Consider the following 19,401-nt stretch of genomic DNA (forward strand, 5'->3'; position numbering starts at 1 on the left):
AACAAAGGCAGGGCTCATCGCGAGCCCTGCCTTCGTTGCGATCAGGTCATTTGACCGAAGCGCTCGATCAGCGACGTTCTGCAAGCCGCATCGCTCGCCGGCACCGAACCGGCCGTGAAGCCGGCAGGCGCCGCGCCGCTCCAATCGGACAGGTCATCGCCGAAGTCGAAGCGATAGTCGAGCCCCGAGGCATTCGTGCCCACCGCCTTGAGCAGCAGCGAACGCACGCCGCCGGCGACATCGATGCTCAATGTCAGCGTGTGATCGTCCAGCAGGCTCCAATGACCGCCGACCAGCAGTGCGCCGTTCGGATCGGTGTTGCTCGTGGTATCGAAATCGCCGTTATCACTGCGATAGCGCACGCAGACCTTGATATCGCCCGACCGGGCGTTGACCGCGCCGCTGACGAAGAACAAGGCATCGCCCTGCTCATCGCGCTTGTCGAGGCTGACCGAGAACGCCGTATTCACCAGCGACGCAAAGGCCGTCGCCGCATCGGCCGGAATCTTCGCGCTGGCGCTGATTGAGTTGGAGTTCGGATCGAACGCGAAGCTCGGTGCGATCAGCGTGCTCAGATCGATGTTGTCTTCACCCAGCGCGGCGAGGTCGGTGCCGAGGCCGTTGCCCTGCGCGAGCTGGTTGCGAACCCAATCGGCCAGATTGTCCAGCTGCGGATCGCTCGGATTCGCCAACGCACGCTCGGCGGCCACCATCTGCAAGCGCAGGATCGCCTTCATGTCTTCTGGCGTGCCCGCGCCCTGCAGGGCGGCGACGATCTCTTCGTTCAGCGCGACCAGATCCGCAGTGACCTGCAACAGCGGCTCGAAGGAGCTCGGATTCGGCAGTTCATACGTGGAAGGCACGGCCTGCCCCGGATTCTGCGCCGAATAGAGGGTCCGGCGGGCAATCTCAGCCAACGTCTCGGCAGACCCGAAGGTCGCTTCGAACGTTTGCGAGGGGCCTACCTCGATGAGCTTCGACGCCATGGCGATATAGCCGGTCGCCCAGGCAGAGCTCTCAACGTCCTGGAACGTCGCCGGACCGACCGACAGATTGCCCACCTCGCCCATGACGCGCGAAATGATCGCCACGATCTGCGCGCGGCTCATCGCCTCGATGTTGCCGCCGGCCAGCAAGTCGTCATTCAACGAATTATCCAGCACGCCCGCTGCAATCAACGCATCGAGCTTGCTCTGCGCATTCGACGATGAATCCGCGACCATGCTGGTCTGTGGCGTCACCAGGCGCAGATCGTCGCGGTCCAAATCGCTCGAGCGCAGGCTGAGCACACCCTTGAACGGCAGCTGCGTGACCGTGTCATAGCCCCCCGTCACGCGGATGATCACTTCAGCGTTGGCGGCGATCGCGCCACGCAGACAGTACTGATTCAGTCCGCCGTCCGCGCAATAGTCGGCGCCGGTGCGATGGTTATAGGAGAAATAACCTTCGCTGTCCGTGAGTGCGCGGGGCTCGAATGCATCGAGCTTACCGTTGGCGTTCTGATCGACATACACCGATGCGCCGGCAAGATAGCCGTCGACCGCGCGGGCATAAAACACGCGGCTGCTGCTGGAGCCGGCGCTGTTGCCGCTCGCATTGGTGCCGGTGTCCTGCGTGCCTTTGCCGCCGCCACCGCACGCTGCCAGTCCCATCATGCTGCTGGCGATTGCTCCCGCCAGAATCTGTTTGCGAATTTTCATTCTGATTCTCTCCGTGCTTGATCAATAACCCATTTCGAAGCCGAGGTTGAACGCCGCCGTTCTCGGCACGGAGTTACCGTCGATATTGGTCGATTCCAGGGCGCACGAAACGTCGAGGTGCACGGCGCCGAAGAAAGTGAAGCCCAGCGACGCGCTGCTCAGCTCGCTGCCCGCCAGGTTCTTGCGATAGCCCACCCGCAAATCGGGCAGCCAATTGGTTTGTGTCTTGTAGCCGAGCGCCACCTTGAGATTCTGGTTCAGATCGCCGACCGGATCGTGCACGTCGTTGAGATCGACGCTGGCCGCGAGCGAGCCCTTGCCGGACGCAAAGAACACCGCGCCTTCCAGCGTTGCCAGACGCTCGAGCGTCCAGGTTTCGTTCAGAGCGATACGATTGCTGAAGTAAGCGGCGGTAAAACAGTTGTACTGCGCGCTGCCGCTCAGCACTCCGCAATTGCTCCCGATGGCGCCGTACTCGAAGTCGGGCTCGGTCAGATTCGCGAACGTCACGCCGACGCGATAATTGGAGGCGTCGTAGATGGCACCGACATCCACGGTCACGTTGCTCGACTTGTGCTCGTTCACGTCGTAGCTGTCTTTGAGCACGTCTTCCACGTCATCGTCTTCGTCGATCGCTTCCAGCGCCACGACTTCTTTACTGAGCGTGGCCTGCAGATAGCGCAGGTTGCCGCCGACGATCAGCCGTCGTCCGGGCTGCTGCCAGACCGGGCGGCTGAAGCCGAGCGCAATCTCATCCACCCGCCCTGCTTTGATGTACGCCGCCGAAGCCGTCTCGACCTCTTCAGACACCGAGTTGTAGGTCAGCGGCGAATCCAGGAATCCGAGACGCGCCTGCGCGCTGATATTCGCATCGAGCGTGAAGACGCCGAGGTTGCTGCGATAAAGGATCGGGAACAATGGCACCTGCACGCCGCCGTGCACTTTCACGTAACCGTCGCGGCTCAGCGGCCCCAGAATGGAATTGAAGCGATTGACCAGCGCGTTGCCTTCGGACAGGGTCAGGTCATCTCTGTCCAGTGCATCGATCAGGTCATCGATCTCGTCGGCGAAGTTGTCGACCGGGCCGACCTCCATGCCGATGCCGATCGAGCTGAGAATACCGAGTCGGAACGACGCGTCCGGCGCGATTGCGAATTCGGAGCCGGCCGGGTTGCGCGTGGCGTACAGCGCGGTCCAGGCGCCCGAGGCACCGTTATCCGAAAGGTTCGGCCCCGCATCGACGAATCCCGGCGCGGCGAACGACGCGCAGGAGAATAGAGCCGCGCTCACTGCGGCCGCGATGACAACACTCTTCACTAGAAAGACCTCCACTGCACTCGTTATGGTTTTCGTTGCATACGAGGCGGCAGCAACTGCACCGAACTGAAGCGCGAGCGGGGTCTTTGTCAGTAGAAACTAGACGTTGATCACGATGTATGACGAGGCTGCGGAATCTCCATGGCACCGGATTCAGGGAAACCTGCAACGCGTCCTCGAATGAGGAGCAACAGCGCTGAGGCCAACGCCGCGGTCACAGCCATCAGCGTAAAGAACGCTGCAGCGCTCATCGCACTCCAGAGCGAGCCCAGCACACCGGCCAACAAATTGCCGCCGAACGAGCCGAGAAACCACAGCGCCATCACGGTCGCCGCGAAGCGTCGCGGCGCCAGTTGACCGAACAGCGCGAGGCCCGTGGGCAGGATGAGCAACTCACCTGCCGTCAACAGAAAGACGAACAGCACGGCCCACGCCCAACTCACCACGCCAACGTGGACACTGAGCACGAGCGCCAACATGAGATACGCGACCGCGACAAGCGCAGAACCCATCGCCATTTTGGCGAGCGGCGATGGATCACGACCCCGGCGGCCGGCTCGAGTCCAATACACGACCAGCACGGGCGTGAGTAGAAATACAAACATCGGATTCAGCGACTGGAACCAGGTCATCGGAATGGTCAGTCCGGCCGCAATCTGACGATCCACGCCCTGATCGGCCCAGAGCGCGAACGTGTTGCCGAGCTGTTCGTAAGCGCCCCGGTACACCACGACGACCAGCGCGACGCTCACGAGCAGAATCATCTGTCGCTTCACATCACCCGACCGCTCGGCGTTCTTGTCGGTGGCAGTCCGCGGCGAGTCCGGCGGCAGGTACTTGGCACCCGCAACGTAGATCATCAATCCGAGCAGCATGCCGATGCCCGCGGCACCGAATCCATAGTGCCATCCGTACACTTCGCCCAACGTTCCGCAGATGAGTGGCGCTATGAACGCGCCGAGATTGATACCGGCGTAATAAAGGTTGTACGCAGGTCCGCGGCGCGGATCGCGCTCGTCGTACAGGCCGTGAATCTGACTCGGCAGATTGGGCAGAAACAGGCCATTGCCGAGCGCAATCGTGGCGAGCGCCGGTAGAAACAAACTCTCAGAGGCCATCATGAAGTGTCCCAGCGACATGATGGCGCCGCCCGCAATCACGGCGCGTCGCGTGCCCAGCCAACGATCCGCGATGTATCCACCGGCGATCGGAGTGAGATAAGCACACGCCGCGTACAGACCGTAGATCAGCGACGACTGCTCCTGCCCGATGAGCAATTGTTTGGTCATGTAATAGACCAGCAGCGTGCGCATGCCGAAGAAGGAGAACTTCTCCCACATCTCGGTCAGGAACAGGATGGTGAGTCCGCGCGGCTGACCGAACCAGGTGGCCTGACTCGTGCTCATGCGTGACTCGCCACAGCATCGCCCCACAAGGATTGCGGGCACGAGATCTGACCGTCCTGATAGATCACACTGGGCGTACGATCCTGCGCCAGGATCAGCGGGCCATCGAGATCGACGAAATCGCACCACTGCGCGAGCAGGAAGCCAGGCGCCATCGCGAGCGAACTGCCGCCCATATTGCCTACCATCACCTTGAAGCCGAGCTGCCTGCCGACGCGGGCCATCGCCAGTGCCTCCGTCAGGCCGCCGCACTTGTCGAGCTTGATGTTGATGACATCGAAGCGACCGACACTGCGCGGCAAGTCGGCGAGACACAACACACTCTCGTCCCCGGCGATGGGAATCGGCGATTGCACGGCCGCCAACCCGCTATCCAACGCCGGAGGAACCGGCTGCTCGATCAAACCGACATCGGCTGCGATGAACGCCGGCATCATGGTTCGCAGCGAGTTGATGTCGTAGCCCTGATTCGCATCGACCCCCATCCACACGTCGGGACGCGCAGCGCGTACTGCTTTCACGCGCTCGGCGTCGATCGGTTCGCCGGTCAGCTTGAGTTTCAGTGCACGCGCTTGCGAATACGCCCGCGCCTGTTCCGCCATTGCCCCTGGATCGTCCGCACCAAGCGTGTAAGTGGTGATCTTCGGCTTGGGCGACGGCAACCCGGCGAGCTGCCACGCCGGACGACCCGCACGCTTTGCTTCAAGATCCCAGAACGCGCAATCGAGTGCGTTACGTGCGCCGCCCGGGAGCAGAAGATGCGCGAGCATGCTTCGATCTGCACCCGCAGTCAGCACCGGACGGATCGCCTCGATCTGATTGACCATCCGCTCGGGATATTCGCTGCGATAGTAGATGCCGGCCGCTTCGCCTCGCCCGACAAACTCTTCATCGTGCAGCTCGACTACAACGACGGGCACTTCGATGAAGGTGTAACCCGTGATGCGAACCGGCGCACGCAGCGGCAGCCGTTCGACTCGAACCTCGATTTCCATGCGTACTCCTGCGCCGCCGATCTAATAATTCACGCCGGATCCGATCACGTTGAAAGCGAGGGCGAGCCACAGACTCACATCCATAGCCAACACCATCGCTACGGCCCATGCCTTCGAATACCAGCGCCGCGAACCGCGGATGGCTCGAATCGCATGCCATAGCGCGGCGATCACACCGCCCAGCACCGTGACGATGGAAATCGCCTGCAGCGTCCACAGCCAGCCGTCGACCTTTTGGGTGAGATTGGACAGGTCGGACATCATCGTGCCGATCGTCGCCGCCCACGCCAGCCACATCGCGATCGTCGCGATCGCCGCGATTCGCAGCCAGCGATGAGCTTTGATCTCCTGTGCCGAGCGAACATCCTTGACGTCATAACGACGGCGCATCAGCGCGCTCACCGGCCAGGCGACGGCGGTTGCAAACATCGCAACCAGAGAAGCAAGGAATGCAGGCAGCAGCCAGCCCGGCTTCGATGCCGGCGGCCGCTCGAACATCATGAACGGCGACACCTCATCGAATGAGAAGCGCGCCACCGCTCCATCACGCACTTCGGCAGACAGCAAACGGGAACTGCCATCGAGCTGCCACACGAACGGCTCAACCTCGCGCCACCGTCGCGGCGTGCCCGAGCCATTGCGGACCATCGACACGCCGATCGTGCCATCGCGATAGTCCGTAACGTCGACGCCGCTGGCGAGCGCGAGCAGGCTCATGAAGCTGGACTCGGAGCGTCGTGAGCTCAGGTAACGACCGGCGATGAGTTGCGCATGCACGCGCGCCGTTTGCTCATCGACGCCCGGCCCCGCGGTCCACTCGGGCACCGGCAAGTATCGATCGGCAAACGATTCGAACAGCTGGATACGCATGTCGATCGCGGCCATGCCCTTGCCCATGCTGCTACACACGACGAACATGCCGATGCCGTCGTCGATGTAGAGTCGCAAGTCACCGTGGAACCACTGCGTGTCGCCGCCGTGCCCGATCACTCGCCGGCCTTTGTAGTTTGCTTCCCAGAAGCCCAGCAGCATGCGATCCACGCGAGGCAGAATGGTCAGCGGCGTGCCGTGCATCAGCTCGGCAGTCTGCGGCCGCAGAATCTCTGTCTCGATCAACCGTCCCTGATTCAAATGCGCCAGCATGAACTGCGCGATATCGGTGGCAGGTGCCGACAACGCGCCCGCCGGTGCCAGTCCGACGATCTCGAACGGACGTGCCGGCCCGGAAGCCGCGGCGTATCCCTTGGCCATTCTCGGCTGCAACTCACTGGGCAGCGGCTGTCGAAAGGTGGAGCTCGTCATGCCGAGCGGACGCAGGATGCGAGCGTCCATGTAATCTTCCAGCGCCGTGCCGGAGACTCGTTCCACGATGTAGCCGGCGAGCGCCGTCGCGTAGTTCGAGTACGCAGGCGTCGTTCCGGGCGCATAGATCCGCTTCGGAATCCACTGCTTCAGAAGCGTTTCAAACTTGGGCGCCGTCGCAGGATCGTAGCTCAGCGCGTTCTTCATCTGCTCTTCGAATCCCGGCGTGTGCGTCATCAAGTTGCGCACAGTGATGGGCTGGCCATCGAGCGGCGGAATCTTGAAATCGAGATATGTGTTCACATCGGCATCGAGTGCCACCTGGCCGCGCTCGACCAGTTGCATCAATGCCGTCCACGTGAACAGTTTCGAGATCGAGCCCACGCGCATCAGCGTGCGCTCCGGATCCATGGGCTCGCGGGTCTCCAGATCGGCGTAGCCGAAACCTCGCTGCGTCAGGATGCTCCCATCCTTGACGACGACGACTACCGCTCCCGCAATGTCGCCTTGCTCGAGCGCGTACGGAACGTATCCGTCGAGCCATGCATCGACATCGGATTTCGTCAGTGCCGGCGCGCTATCGGCAAGCGCCAGCGTGTGACCCACGCACACCAGGATCGCCGCGATGGCGGCCTTCTTCAACGATGTGAGCATCATCAGAAGCTCACATCGACGCCAAGGCCATAGGTCCTTGGTTGCAAGATACTGACGTTCGCCGGCCCGCCCGCCAGCGACGTACCGGTGATCGCCGAGAGCTGACCGCGCTCATTGGTGACGTTCTTACAGAACAGCTGGAAGCGTGTGCTACCCACGGTGAGACCGGTGCGCAGATCGACGGCCGTGTAGTCCGGCAGCTCATACTGCGGCATGCCCACGCTCTGATTGAAGTTCGCATTCCGGTCGTCGACGTAACGAATCGTGCCGCCGGCAAATGCTTCGTGGTTGCTCACGTCGAAGCGATACTCGGCCGAGAGCGCCGCTGTGAATTCCGGTGTATCCGGCAAGGACTCTCCTTTCACACCGCCGAGGTCTGGCGCGTCCGCGGCCAGCTCGGCATTCGTGTAGCCAAACGTGCCCATCAGAGTGAGCTCCCGCACTGGCAGCGCCGTCAGCGTGAGCTCCACGCCTTCGCTCTGGGCCTTCGCGGCATTGGCAATCAGACCGAGACCGCCGCGGATGGCGGTGATCTGCATATCGTCCCAATCGACGTGATACAACGAAACATCGGCGTTGAAACGGCGGTCGGCGCTGCCGAACTTGACGCCCGCTTCATAGCTGGTGAGCTTGTCGTCATCGAACGTTGGCGCTGCAAGCGGTCGACCCTCCAGATCGTTGATCTCTGCGTTGGGTCCGCCCGGTCGATAGCCCGTGGCGAAGCGCAGGTACGGCATGAAGTTGTCGGTTACGCGATAACGAATGTTGGCGAGATACGTCGGCACGCTGTCGCTGGCCCGCCGCGTGGGCACCGGATTCACCAGCCGACCCGACCCCACCTGACTCTGCTGTTGTTCGTTGTGGGCATAGCGAACGCCGCCCGTGACATCGAGCTTGTCTGTCAAATGGAAAGTGAGATTGCCGAACGCCGCGTATTCCTCGTACTTGCTTGGGATGGTCAAAGTCAGCAGATCCACGGGCGACGGCGTACCGCTCGGATCTCGCGGCTGCAATTGCTGGAACTGTTCGCTGTCCTCGTTGGTGTAGAAGCCGCCAACCAACCAATCGACCACGTTGCCCGAGGCGGACAAGCGAACCTCCTGAGTAAACTTGTCCACATCGGCGTTGCGCGCCAGGCCGATGGCGCTGAACACGCTCGGCCCACCGAACGCCGGCACATACAACGCCGAGAAGTCGGTAATGGCATCGCTGCGAACCGTTTGATAGCTGCTGATCGACGTGAACGTGGCGAAATCGAACGAGTACTTCACCGTGGCGCTTGCCAGGCGGAAACTCTGCTCGAAAGTCTCGGGCATCTGGCGGCGCTGATCCAGCTCGCCATCGATAGCAACGCCCGTGGTGCGATTGAAGTCGGCGGCGATCGAGCCGTCGCGGTCGATGTCCTGTGCGAACGCAGTTACCCGCACCGACAAACGATCCGTCGGCGCGAACAGGAAGTCGACGCGCCCACCATACAACTCCGCCTGATCGACGTCTTTGTCGTGAAGCGTGAGATTGTCGATGTAGCCGCCGTTGTGCATGTAGAAGCCGCTCATGCGCAACGCGGCTTTGTCATCGGCCAACGGAATATTGACGGCACTCGACGCGTCGTAACCGACCCCGCCGTCCTCAGTGCTGGACACATTGGCTCGCACGCTGCCGCCATAGGCTGTCGTATCCGGCGCGTTTGTGACGTATTTGACCAGGCCGCCCATCGTGCTCGCGCCATACAGTGTGCCTTGTGGTCCGCGCAGGATTTCGACCCGGCTCATATCGAACAGGCCGACATCCAGCGCCAGCTGCGCACTCGCTACGAATGCCGTGCTGGAGCCGTACGGCACATCGTCTACATAAATACCGACGGTCGGCGAGACGTTATAGCCGCTCGTAATACCTCGCAGATTGACCTGCGTCTGCCCCACACCGCTGCTGGTGAAGTTCAAACTCGGCACGGTGTTCGCGAAGTCCACGAACTGCGTGGCGCCGAGCGCTTGCAGATCGCGGCCGGTGATCGCGGTGATCGACATCGGAATGTCGCGCAGACGTTCTTCGATCTTCTGCGCGGTGACGATGATTTCCTCGAGCGCTGCGACTTCGTTCGACGAAGCCGCCGCACCGGCCGGCGTGCTCGCAGTGGATTGAGCGCTGATCGCGCCCCTCTGCTCTGCCTGAGCAAGACGCAACGCCTGCGTAGCGGCGGCAACCCCTTCCGCTAACGAGAGGTTGTCTTGCGTGGAGGTCACGGCGCCGCTCTTCTGCGTCAGCTCTTGCGCCGTGACGACGATATATGCGCGATCGTTGAGCGGGCGATACGTCAGGCCCGTCGGTGCCAGCAACTCTTTCAGCGCTTGTTCGGCGGAGTAATTACCGTTGAGAGGACCGACCAGGGCGTCGCCTTTCACGGCATCGCTGAAACGAACGATCTGCAGCCCCGTCTGTTGCGCGAGATCCTTCAACGCGACGTCGAGGGGCTGCCGGGGAATATGCAGGTTGTGCCGAAGCACAGCGGCGGTGGATTCCGCCGCCAATGAAACGCTCACGACGCCGACGCACGCAAGCGCCGCGGCCACGCTGATCCGCATGATCTTCCCCGCCCTTATCAAGCATGAATATGTGGGCAGGCAGAAGACTGGACGACGGTTCGATTCCTCCCCCCGAGGCATCGAGACAACCTTCATCGAGCGGGCGTGCCGATGACAATCCCTGCCTCGGTCCGGGTGATGTTGACCTCGTTACCGCTCTGGCGAATGAAGGCCAGCAAGGTTTCCGAATCGGTGGCGTCGAACACGCCACTGACTTTGCGGGCGGCGAGCTGCGCATCGGTGATACTCAGCTGCACTCGATTGTAACGATTGAACTCCTGGACCACGTCGGCGAGCGTGTCGTTCTCGAATACGAGCTGACCTTGCGCCCAGGCCAGTGCCCGCGTGGTATCGACCGCACGCACGGGCGCGACGGTGCCGGAGTCCGGCACGATGACTTGTTGTCCGGCCGTCAGAAAAATTTCGGCACCGGACGAGCGCGCTTTCGGAGAATCGGCCACCGCCACTTTGCCTTCGGCGACGGTGACGACCACGCCTCGCGATCCGGTTTCCACTCCAAACGCGGTGCCAACGGCGCGTACCGATGTTTCATCCGCGCTCACCACGAAGGGCCGCTGCGGATTCTTCGCCACTCGAAACAGCGCGCGTCCCTGCTCGAGCTCGACTCGACGCAGCTCGTCTTCGTACTTCACTCGTAGCCGGGTCTCGGGCTCGAGCTGCACGACCGTGCCGTCTTCCAACATGACCTGGCGCCGCTCGGCTTGCTTCGACTCGATCAGGTCACCCCGGAGGCCGAGCGCGAACCACGCGCCGAGGATGGCGATCATGCAGGCGCTTGCGGCCACCGCCCAGAGCCGAACTCGCGAGCGGACTTCAACAGGACGATTCGATTGCTCGACGACGGGCTCGTCGTCATCGCGCAGCTGGACGACGTTGCCGGGCTCGTCGATCGCGCCGACCTCGACCTGATCCCACAAATTGAAACGTTCGAGCGAGTCGTGAACATGCGCGATGCGCAGAAACTCCGAGACGTGCAGCGGCGATTCCCGCAACCATTCCGTGAACGATTCGCGGTCCGACTGCGACACTTCGGTCTGCTTCAGAATACTGAGCCGATTCCACCACTGGGTGGCCTCGTGGGTCGCGCGCGTGCGCCGGTCATTCATGTCCATGCTGGAGCGCTCTGGTCAGTTCATCGTTGAGCTCGCGTCGTAGCTTGCCGTAGCTCTTTTCAAAATCACGTCGCACGATCCGGAACGAGACCCCCAATCGGGTGGCGATCTCCGGCTGGGTCAGGCCCTCCTCGAAATAAAGCTTCAATATGGCGCGCTCGCGGGGTGACAGCGTGTTGAGCGCACGCAGGATCTCGAGCTGCGCGACTTCGGAATCCAGGGTCCGCTCGGGGCTGTCCTCCGCGGCCAGCGAATCCAGCCAATGCGGCTCGTGAAACAGCCGGTTGCTGGAGCGAATGCTCCACTCGGCCGCGACGTTCGATGCCATCTTGAACAGGTAGGCCTGCGGATGCTCGACGATCTGGGCGGCGTCATAACGCAACAGACGCAGGAAGACTTCCTGCGCCACGTCGTCGAAATCGGCCGGCCGCACGGCGTTGCGGCTCGCCAGGAATCGACGCAGCGGCGTCCGCCAGCGGCGAAACCATTCCACCAGTCGATTCTGTTGCTCAACGTTGGACATAACTCTTGCGCACCTTCAGGCGCAATTCCGGTGCGCGTAAGACTGGGCGATAGTTTAAATCCTCCCCCTCCCCACCGCCGAAATCGGCACATTTTCCGTCCCCTTGCACGGATGGCCCGGCGTCGACCCACGCTTATAAGGGAAACGATGAAGCGTCCTCCTCCCATTCTGACCGTGCTGCTGTCGGCGACCGCTATGTGCGGGCTCATCGCCTGCCAGACCACCAAGCAATCGCCCATCGATGAGCTGTCAACCCAGGAAGGTCTGGAGCGCGCCGAGGTGAAGGGTGTGGACGCGGTGTACAAGCGCCCCGGGGCCAACCTGACTCCATACAACAAGCTGCTGGTGCGGCCGGTGTATGTGGAGTTCAGCAAGAACTGGAAACCCGAGCAGGATTCCGATCTGTACCGGATGAATGAGCCCGACCGCGAGAAAATTCGTCAGGGGCTCGCGGAAATATTCGCTGAAGTGATGGTCAACGAGCTGCAGACCAAGGGCGGTTATCAGCTGGTCAATGAGCCGGCGGCCGACGTGCTCGAAGTGCGTCCCGCCATCGTGAATCTCTATATCACCGCGCCCGATGTGTCTATGCAGACCGCCGGACGGGTGCGCACCTACACGGCCGACTCCGGCGAAATGACGTTGATCGCCGAGCTGCGCGATTCAGTCACCGGCACGTTGCTGGCCCGCGCGTTCGATCGACGCCAGGGCAACGATATGATGTGGCAATGGACCAATACGGTGACCAACACCGCCGATGCGCGACGAGTCATCAGCAGCTGGGCCGATACACTCAGAAACGCACTGGACGCTTCGCGCGGTAAAACCACCTGATTGACGGAGGCACACCATGCGTATTCGTGTGCTCCTTTGCTGTCTTCTCATCTCCAGCGCCGCACTCGCGCAGTCCGAAGATCCTTTCGATCATCGCTACTCCTTCAGTGCAGCGGGCTTCTGGCCCGACATCGACACGACCGCCAAAGCGAACGGCAACGGCGGACGCGTCGGCACCTCGATCGATTTCGAATCCGACCTGAACCTCAAGGATCGTGAGACTTTGTTCGCCGGCGGCATGACCTGGAATATCGCGCGCCGGCACAGCCTCGACCTGTTGTATTTCGAGCTGGGCCGCCGGGGCACAAATACCATCGAGCGCGACATCAACTTTCGCGATCAAACCTTCCCCGTGCAAAGCACCGTCAACAGCCTGTTCGAAACCGACGTGCTGCGACTGAGCTACGGCTACGCGTTCATCGCCGACGACCGCCAACGGCTGCTCGGACAGTTCGGCGTTCACTACACCAAGGTGAAGGCCGGACTGGATACTGCGACGGGCTCGGTCCGCGCCGAAACGGATACGGACGTTCCGTTACCGGTGCTTGGCATCGTCTATCAACGCCGCCTCGGCGAGCACTTCGCGTTCGATGTCCTCGCCCAGATCTTCCGTCTGGAGTTCGAAGGCATCGACGGCTCGCTCAACAACGCCGCGCTCAATTTCTATTGGGGCCCGGCACAGCACTTCTCGATGTACGTCGGCTACAACTATTACGAGATGGACGTCGACGCCAGGAAGGATAGTTGGAACGGCTCGTTCGACTTCGGTTACAAGGGGCCGTGGGCCGGCGTGGTCGTGGGATTCGGCTCGACGAAGTGAGCGGCGTTACAATTGCGCGTCGAGATGGAACGTGCGCGCGAACCAAGCCTGAAAGCGACGGCCGAGCGACGCGTCCGGTTCCTTGCTGAGACGTTCCTTGCCATCGCTCCACGACAGCTTGCCCTCCTCCAGCGAGACGCGCCACGCGTATGCGCCGTCCGTTTCCTTCTGAAAGATTTGTTCCAACTGCAACGCCAGTTCATCGTTCTCGACCAGCACGCCCTGCTCGCAGTTCAACCAGGCGGAGCGCGGGTCGAGGTTATAACTGCCGACAAAGAGCGCGCGGCCGTCGACCGCGAGCGCTTTCGTATGCAAGCTCGCACCGGATGAGCCAAAGAAGCTGGATTCCTTCTTGCCATCGGTCAGCGGCTTCAGCTCCCACAGCTGGACTCCCGCACTGAGCAACGGCTCCCGGTAGCGCGAGTAACCGCCATGCACCGCTGCCACGTCGTTCGCCACCAGAGAATTTGTGAGCACGCGAACGCTGCGCTCGGAACGCGCCGCCCCCGTCAGCACCTCTGTGCCACGGTCGCCTGGAACGAAGTAAGGAGAGATGATCGACAACCGTGACTGCGCCGCCTGCGCCAGCGGGACCAGTGCCGTCGCGACCTGCGCGCGATTGGCGTCCCGCTCTTTCATCGTGACCTTGTTCGGATCGTCCGCCACGAACTGATACTTGTGCGCCCACTGCATCGGCCAGTCGCCGCCGATCATGCGCTGGATCGCATCGTTCTCTCGCAACGCCTGGGAATAAGGACTCTGCTCCGCCTTCGCGGCATGCGCGGCCAACTTGGGCCGCAGCCGATTCAGCGCGTCGATGCTGACCTTGTCCGGATCCAGCACTTCCATGGGATATGCGGACGACGAGTTCCAATACTCGTCGAAGGACGCCGAGGCCTGACGCACGATCGGACCGACCATCGCGAAGTCCAGGTCCACGAAGTTCACTTCGTCGCTGGCACTGAAATATTCATCGCCGATATTGCGACCGCCGACCACCGCGAGCCGGTTATCCGCGATCCAGCTTTTGTTATGCATGCGTCGGTTGATGCGCGAGAAGCTGCTCAACCCTTCCGCTATCAAGCTGAACGTGCCACTGCGCGAGGCGAACGGATTGAACGTGCGGATCTCGATGTTGGGATGCGCCGAGAGCGCGGCAATCGCGTCATTGTTTCTGCGTGCATCGACATCGTCGAGCAACACGCGAACCTTGACCCCGCGATCCGCCGCCCGCAGCAGTTCATTGGCGAAATACATGCCGGTGAGATCGGCATGCCAGATATAACTTTGGACGTCGATGCTCCGCTGCGCCATGCGCGCGGTCTGGGCACGAACGGCAAACGCTTCGGTGCCCTCGACGACCAGCCGGAAAGCCGATTGATCGGGATAGCGCGCCTCGAACGGAGCCGTCGCCCGATCCAGCGGCGTGTCATCGGCAATCGCCAACGCCTGCTCTTCAGGCAGTGCCGGCCGCGGATCGAGCTGAGCGCAGGCCCCGAAATACGCCAGCAAGAATCCCAGGCCTACTATTGCTATGAAGCGCCGCACTTGCACTTTATAGTGCTCCAACCTTACGTCCCCTGAGAGCCCCGACATGAGCAATCTCTATGATATCCCGGTCAAGCGCATCGAAGGTACGGACGCCACGCTCGCGGCGTATCGCGGCAAGGTGCTGCTGGTGGTGAACGTCGCCTCCAAATGCGGCCTCACCCCGCAGTATGAGGGCCTGGAAAAGCTTTACCAGGACAAGCGTGCGCAAGGCCTGGAAGTGCTCGGCTTTCCGGCCAACAACTTCAAGGAGCAGGAGCCCGGCAGCGACGCCGAGATCAGTCAGTTCTGCTCGCTGACCTACGACGTGCACTTCCCGCTGTTCTCCAAGATCTCGGTCAAGGGCGCCGATCAACATCCGCTCTACGCCGCCCTGACGCGTGCGCAGCCGGCCGCCACCGGCGATGGACCGTTCCGCGAACGCCTCAAAGGCTATGGCATCGACACCGGCGCGCCCGGCGACGTGCTGTGGAACTTCGAGAAGTTTCTGGTCAATCGCCAGGGCCAGGTCGTGGCCCGCTTCGCGCCGGACACGACCGCCAACGATCCGGCATTGTTACAAGCGATCGATGCGGAGCTCGCGAAAAAGTAACGATATACTCAGCCCATGTCGGACTGGTCCATACAACGCGTAGAACAGCTGGCCACGGACTCGGCCGCCTTCAAGGCTGCGCAGGGTACGGCCAAGCCCGCCAAGTGGCAGAACCTGGGCCGGGACGACCGACTGGTCTGGGGCGAATGCCAGGGCAGCGGATCGACGCCGTATCAGGTGCGCGTCGATCTGATCGATGTGACATACAAGTGTAGTTGTCCGAGTCGCAAGCTGCCTTGCAAGCACACGCTTGGTTTGCTGCTGCTGGTGGCCGGCGGCGCCAAGATCAACACCGCCGCGCCTCCTGAATTCGTTGCCGAGTGGTCGGCAAATCGCGCCAAGCGCGCTGAAGCCAAACAAGCTCGCGAGTCCAAGGAAGCGACGGCACCCGATCCCGCTGCCAAAGCCAAGCGCGTCGAGAAACGTGAGACGCGCGTCGTCTCCGGCCTCGATCAATTGGAAGTCTGGTTGGCCGACATCATTGGCCAGGGTCTGGCGACCACGCGCGCTCAGGGCCCGTCGTTCTGGTCGCAAATGGCCAGTCGCCTCGTCGATGCGCAGGCGCCCGGCCTCGCTCGACGGGTTGGAGATCTCGGCGAGCTGGCGATGGCCAGCCAACAGTGGCAGGACGAACTGCTCGCTGGCCTCGCCCGCCTGCAATTGCTCATCGACGGTTACCGCGGCATCGATCGCCTGCCGCCGGAGCTCGCGGCGGAAGTGCGCTCAATCGTGGGCTGGACGCAAGAGCAGGATGTGTTACGAGCCCGCGAAGGTACACGCGATCGTTGGCAAGTGATTGCGCGCCGGCAGACCGACGACGAAACACTCAAAACGCAGTTCACCTGGCTGCACGGTGCGACCAGCAATGCTTTTGCATTGGTGCTCGAATTCGCTGTCGGTGCCCAACCTTTGCCGGCCACCTACTCTGTCGGCCAGGTCATCGATGCCGAGCTCGTGTTCTTCGATGGCTGCCCGCCGATACGGGCGCTCGAGAAAGAACGTTTCAGCGTCGAGCCGCGACAACTCACATTGCCCGCGCTGCGCGATATCGCGACGTTACAAACCGAATATTCCCGAATCCTAGCGACCAATCCCTGGTTCGAACGGATGCCGTTCGTGCTCGGACCGGTGCGTCCGTTGTTTCATGCCGGACGATTGCAGCTGCAGGACGCGGCCGATCGTCGCGTCCCGGTCTCGGCAAGTTGCCGGCACACGTGGGATCTGGTTGCACTCGCGGGCGGCGAGCCCGTTTCGTTGTTCGGAGAGTGGAGCGGGACCGCATTCGATCCTTACTCCGTGGAACGCGGCGGCCGGCTCTACACCCTCGCCCGCATCGCGGATCTGCCGTTGCTCTCGAGGGTTGCCTGAGCGATGTCAGCACCGCCTTCTCCTTGGGATCAGTTGGCGAGTCTGGCAACGCTGGGCACGCGCCGGGCGTCGATCGACAATCAGCCCCTATGGCCGGAAGCGTCGTTGTCTCCACTCCGCGAGCCCGCGTCGCCGGAGCGCACGCTACTGAGAGCTGCGTCCGCTCGAAAACTCTGGGACCTCGCTGGAGCACGAGCCGCGCCTGAAGCTGTTGTCGCCGCCGCGTCCCCTGCCCCGACTTCGAATGCGTCGGAACTGCCGGAAGCCGCAGCGATGCGCCTCGTTCGCATGATTGGCGGCGATCGTCGCGAGTTCATTCCCGAATGGTTCGAGCACGCCCGCGAGTCGAAACGCATTCTGCCGCCGCATTTTCTGCCGCTGGTGCTTGAGCACGTGCCTCCTGCGATTCGCGCCACCGCGAGTTCGGTTCTCGGCCCCACAGCGGCCTGGCTCGCACAACTGAATTCAACCTGGACCGTGACGCCCATCGTCGCCGAGCCCTCCGAGCAGCGCTGGCAAGAAGGCACGCTCGAGGAACGACGCGCAGAGCTCGCAGCGATGCGCGCCCGCGATCCGGCGCGTGGACGTGACTGGGTCACCGCGACTTGGGAAAGCGATCCACCCGAGGCCAGAGAAACATTCGTCCGGATTCTGCAGATCGGCTTATCCGATCAGGACGAGGCGTTCCTGGAGTCTGCGCTCGATGACAAACGCAAGGCTGTGCGACAGGCGGCCATTGAATGTCTGGCGAGATTGCCGCACTCCGCCCACGCGCAGCGAATGCGTTCGCGCCTCGAGCCGCTGGTGTCGTTCGAAGGTAAGTCCGGCCTGCTCGGTAAGTTCACCAAACGAAAACTCATCATCGAGTTACCGACTGCGCCCGACAAAGCCGCTCAGCGCGACGGCATCGATGTGAAAGTGCCCGCGCAACGCAAGATCGGTGAGCGCACGTATTGGCTCGTGCAGCTGGTGGAGCTATCGCAACCGAACGATTGGACGACGCGCTTTCAATGCGACCCGGCGACGCTGATCGACGCCGTAATGGCGACTGAGTACGCGACCGAGCTGCTAGGTGCGTTCAGCGAGGCAGCCAAGCGACATCGGGATTCCGCCTGGCTACGTGCGCTCTGCGATGCCTGGCTGAACTTGAAGCAGGAATCGTATATCGGTACGCAGGCAGTCGCTCAACTCGTCGCGGCGGCGAATGAGGAAGAACGCGGTGCTCTCATCGAAGCGCTGCTCGGCAAGAAGGATCACGACTTCGCGTTCACGCTGCTGGCAAGCATCGATGTGCCCTGGACCAGCGGGCTGACCGCGAAGGCGCTCGAGTTGCTGACGAATCGTGCGCGCGATGAGCGCCAGCAATGGTCACATAACCGGAATGCTCTCTCGCAGTGGGCATTGAACTGCGATGTGCCTACGGCGGCAAGCAAGTTACCGCGCATTCTGGAAGCCACGTCGACGGAATCGGCCTGGCGCAACGCTTTGGAAGAATTCAACGACCTCGTCGAATTTCGCGCGGCCATGAAACGGGAGATGGTGTGAAGACACAAGAAGTATTGCGGGCACCCGCGGAACAGGAATTCGCCGAGGAACTGGCGGCGCTCGCCAAAGTGGACGAACGGCAGAAGCCCACGAACTGGAAACTGTCGCCGTGGGCCGTCGTCACTTATCTGATCGGCGGCAAGCTCGATAACGGCTTTCAGATCAAGCCGAAGTACATCGGACAGCGACGTTTGATGGAGATTGCCGTGGCGACGCTCGCGACCGATCGCGCGCTGTTGCTGCTCGGTCTGCCCGGTACGGCGAAGAGCTGGGTCAGCGAGCACATCGCGGCGGCGATCAGTGGCGACTCCACCCTGCTGGTGCAAGGAACCGCCGGCACCGGTGAAGAATCGATCCGCTACTCCTGGAACTATGCCTTGTTGCTGGCGAAGGGCCCGTCACGCGAAGCGCTGGTCGCGAGCCCTTTCATGCGCGCCATGGAGGCCGGCTCGCTCGCACGACTGGAAGAGCTCACGCGCGTGCCTGCCGATGTGCAGGACACGCTGATTTCGTTGCTGTCTGAAAAGACGCTGCCGATCCCGGAGCTCGCTACCGAAATGCGCGCCGCTCGCGGCTTCAATCTGATCGCGACAGCTAACAACAAAGACCGCGGTGTGAACGACATGTCGAGCGCGCTCAAGCGTCGCTTCAACACGGTCGTGCTGCCCACGCCGGATTCTCTCGATGAGGAAGTCTCCATCGTACAGATGCGTGTCGATTCCATCGGACGCGCGCTCGAACTGCCGGCCGAGGCACCTGCGCTGGCTGAGATTCGTCGCATCGTCACCGTGTTTCGCGAGCTGCGCGAAGGCAAGACCGAGGACGGCAAAGCCAAGCTCAAATCGCCGAGCGGCACGTTGTCGACGGCGGAAGCGATCAGCGTAGTCAGCAACGGCATGGCGCTCGCAGGCCACTTTGGCGACGGTACGCTGCGCGCCGCCGATGTCGCGTCGGGCCTGGTCGGAGCGGTGATCAAGGACCCCGTGCAGGATACGATCGTGTGGCGCGAGTATCTGGAGACTGTCGTGAAGGAACGCGACGGCTGGAAAGATCTCTACCGGGCCTGCCGCGAGCAGAGCTGA

General features: G+C 62.2%; 15 protein-coding genes. 6 read left to right on the forward strand and 9 right to left on the reverse strand.

The genetic code is table 11. The annotated features are described in order from the left end of the window. Positions 1-41: 41 nt before the first annotated feature. From ACFPN2_RS03765 to ACFPN2_RS03800, 8 genes are all read right to left on the reverse strand, one after another. A complete protein-coding gene (locus ACFPN2_RS03765; RefSeq protein WP_380595115.1) occupies positions 42-1,700 on the reverse strand; it encodes a hypothetical protein in 1,659 nt (552 codons plus the stop codon). Between the two features lie 21 nt (positions 1,701-1,721). Then, a complete protein-coding gene (gene traF / locus ACFPN2_RS03770; protein ID WP_380595117.1) occupies positions 1,722-3,017 on the reverse strand; it encodes a conjugal transfer protein TraF in 1,296 nt (431 codons plus the stop codon). Positions 3,018-3,127: 110 nt separating this feature from the next. Then, positions 3,128-4,423 carry a peptide MFS transporter gene (locus tag ACFPN2_RS03775; protein ID WP_380595119.1) on the reverse strand — a complete coding sequence of 432 codons (1,296 nt, stop codon included), beginning with the start codon at positions 4,421-4,423 and terminating at the stop codon, positions 3,128-3,130. Continuing rightward, positions 4,420-5,418: a dipeptide epimerase gene (locus ACFPN2_RS03780; RefSeq protein WP_380595121.1), complete on the reverse strand. Its 999-nt coding sequence runs from the start codon at positions 5,416-5,418 to the stop codon at positions 4,420-4,422. The genes ACFPN2_RS03775 and ACFPN2_RS03780 overlap by 4 nt, the downstream gene beginning before the upstream one ends. A gap of 21 nt (positions 5,419-5,439) precedes the next feature. Then, positions 5,440-7,377 carry a serine hydrolase domain-containing protein gene (locus ACFPN2_RS03785; protein WP_380595123.1) on the reverse strand — a complete coding sequence of 646 codons (1,938 nt, stop codon included), beginning with the start codon at positions 7,375-7,377 and terminating at the stop codon, positions 5,440-5,442. Continuing rightward, entirely contained in the window at positions 7,377-9,956 is a 2,580-nt protein-coding gene (locus ACFPN2_RS03790) for a TonB-dependent receptor (RefSeq protein WP_380595125.1), read from the reverse strand. The genes ACFPN2_RS03785 and ACFPN2_RS03790 overlap by 1 nt, the downstream gene beginning before the upstream one ends. A 92-nt stretch (positions 9,957-10,048) precedes the next feature. Further along, positions 10,049-11,083, reverse strand: a complete 1,035-nt coding sequence (locus ACFPN2_RS03795; RefSeq protein WP_380595127.1) for a FecR family protein — start codon at positions 11,081-11,083, stop codon at positions 10,049-10,051. Next, entirely contained in the window at positions 11,076-11,612 is a 537-nt protein-coding gene (locus ACFPN2_RS03800) for an RNA polymerase sigma factor (protein ID WP_380595129.1), read from the reverse strand. Before ACFPN2_RS03800 ends, ACFPN2_RS03795 begins: the two co-directional genes overlap by 8 nt. 147 nt (positions 11,613-11,759) lie before the next feature. Between ACFPN2_RS03800 and ACFPN2_RS03805 the strand changes: the two genes are divergently transcribed. Then, positions 11,760-12,446: a DUF3313 family protein gene (locus ACFPN2_RS03805; protein WP_380595131.1), complete on the forward strand. Its 687-nt coding sequence runs from the start codon at positions 11,760-11,762 to the stop codon at positions 12,444-12,446. Positions 12,447-12,462: 16 nt separating this feature from the next. Then, positions 12,463-13,266, forward strand: a complete 804-nt coding sequence (locus ACFPN2_RS03810; RefSeq protein ID WP_380595133.1) for a hypothetical protein — start codon at positions 12,463-12,465, stop codon at positions 13,264-13,266. 6 nt (positions 13,267-13,272) lie between these two features. Here ACFPN2_RS03810 and ACFPN2_RS03815 read toward each other — a convergent pair whose 3' ends face one another. After that, positions 13,273-14,835 carry a phospholipase D family protein gene (locus ACFPN2_RS03815; RefSeq protein ID WP_380595135.1) on the reverse strand — a complete coding sequence of 521 codons (1,563 nt, stop codon included), beginning with the start codon at positions 14,833-14,835 and terminating at the stop codon, positions 13,273-13,275. A gap of 25 nt (positions 14,836-14,860) precedes the next feature. Here ACFPN2_RS03815 and ACFPN2_RS03820 point away from each other — a divergent pair, with 25 nt between their 5' ends. Genes ACFPN2_RS03820 through ACFPN2_RS03835 form a run of 4 tightly spaced genes read left to right on the forward strand, consistent with a single transcriptional unit; the run spans position 14,861 to position 19,401 of the window. Then, positions 14,861-15,406: a glutathione peroxidase gene (locus tag ACFPN2_RS03820; RefSeq protein WP_380595137.1), complete on the forward strand. Its 546-nt coding sequence runs from the start codon at positions 14,861-14,863 to the stop codon at positions 15,404-15,406. 15 nt (positions 15,407-15,421) lie between these two features. Next, positions 15,422-16,774 carry an SWIM zinc finger family protein gene (locus ACFPN2_RS03825; RefSeq protein ID WP_380595139.1) on the forward strand — a complete coding sequence of 451 codons (1,353 nt, stop codon included), beginning with the start codon at positions 15,422-15,424 and terminating at the stop codon, positions 16,772-16,774. Positions 16,775-16,777: 3 nt separating this feature from the next. Then, entirely contained in the window at positions 16,778-18,319 is a 1,542-nt protein-coding gene (locus ACFPN2_RS03830) for a DUF5691 domain-containing protein (protein WP_380595141.1), read from the forward strand. After that, positions 18,316-19,401, forward strand: a complete 1,086-nt coding sequence (locus ACFPN2_RS03835; protein WP_380595143.1) for an AAA family ATPase — start codon at positions 18,316-18,318, stop codon at positions 19,399-19,401. The genes ACFPN2_RS03830 and ACFPN2_RS03835 overlap by 4 nt, the downstream gene beginning before the upstream one ends.

The organism is Steroidobacter flavus, assembly GCF_042651805.1.
GTDB classification, from domain to species: Bacteria; Pseudomonadota; Gammaproteobacteria; order Steroidobacterales; family Steroidobacteraceae; genus Steroidobacter; species Steroidobacter flavus.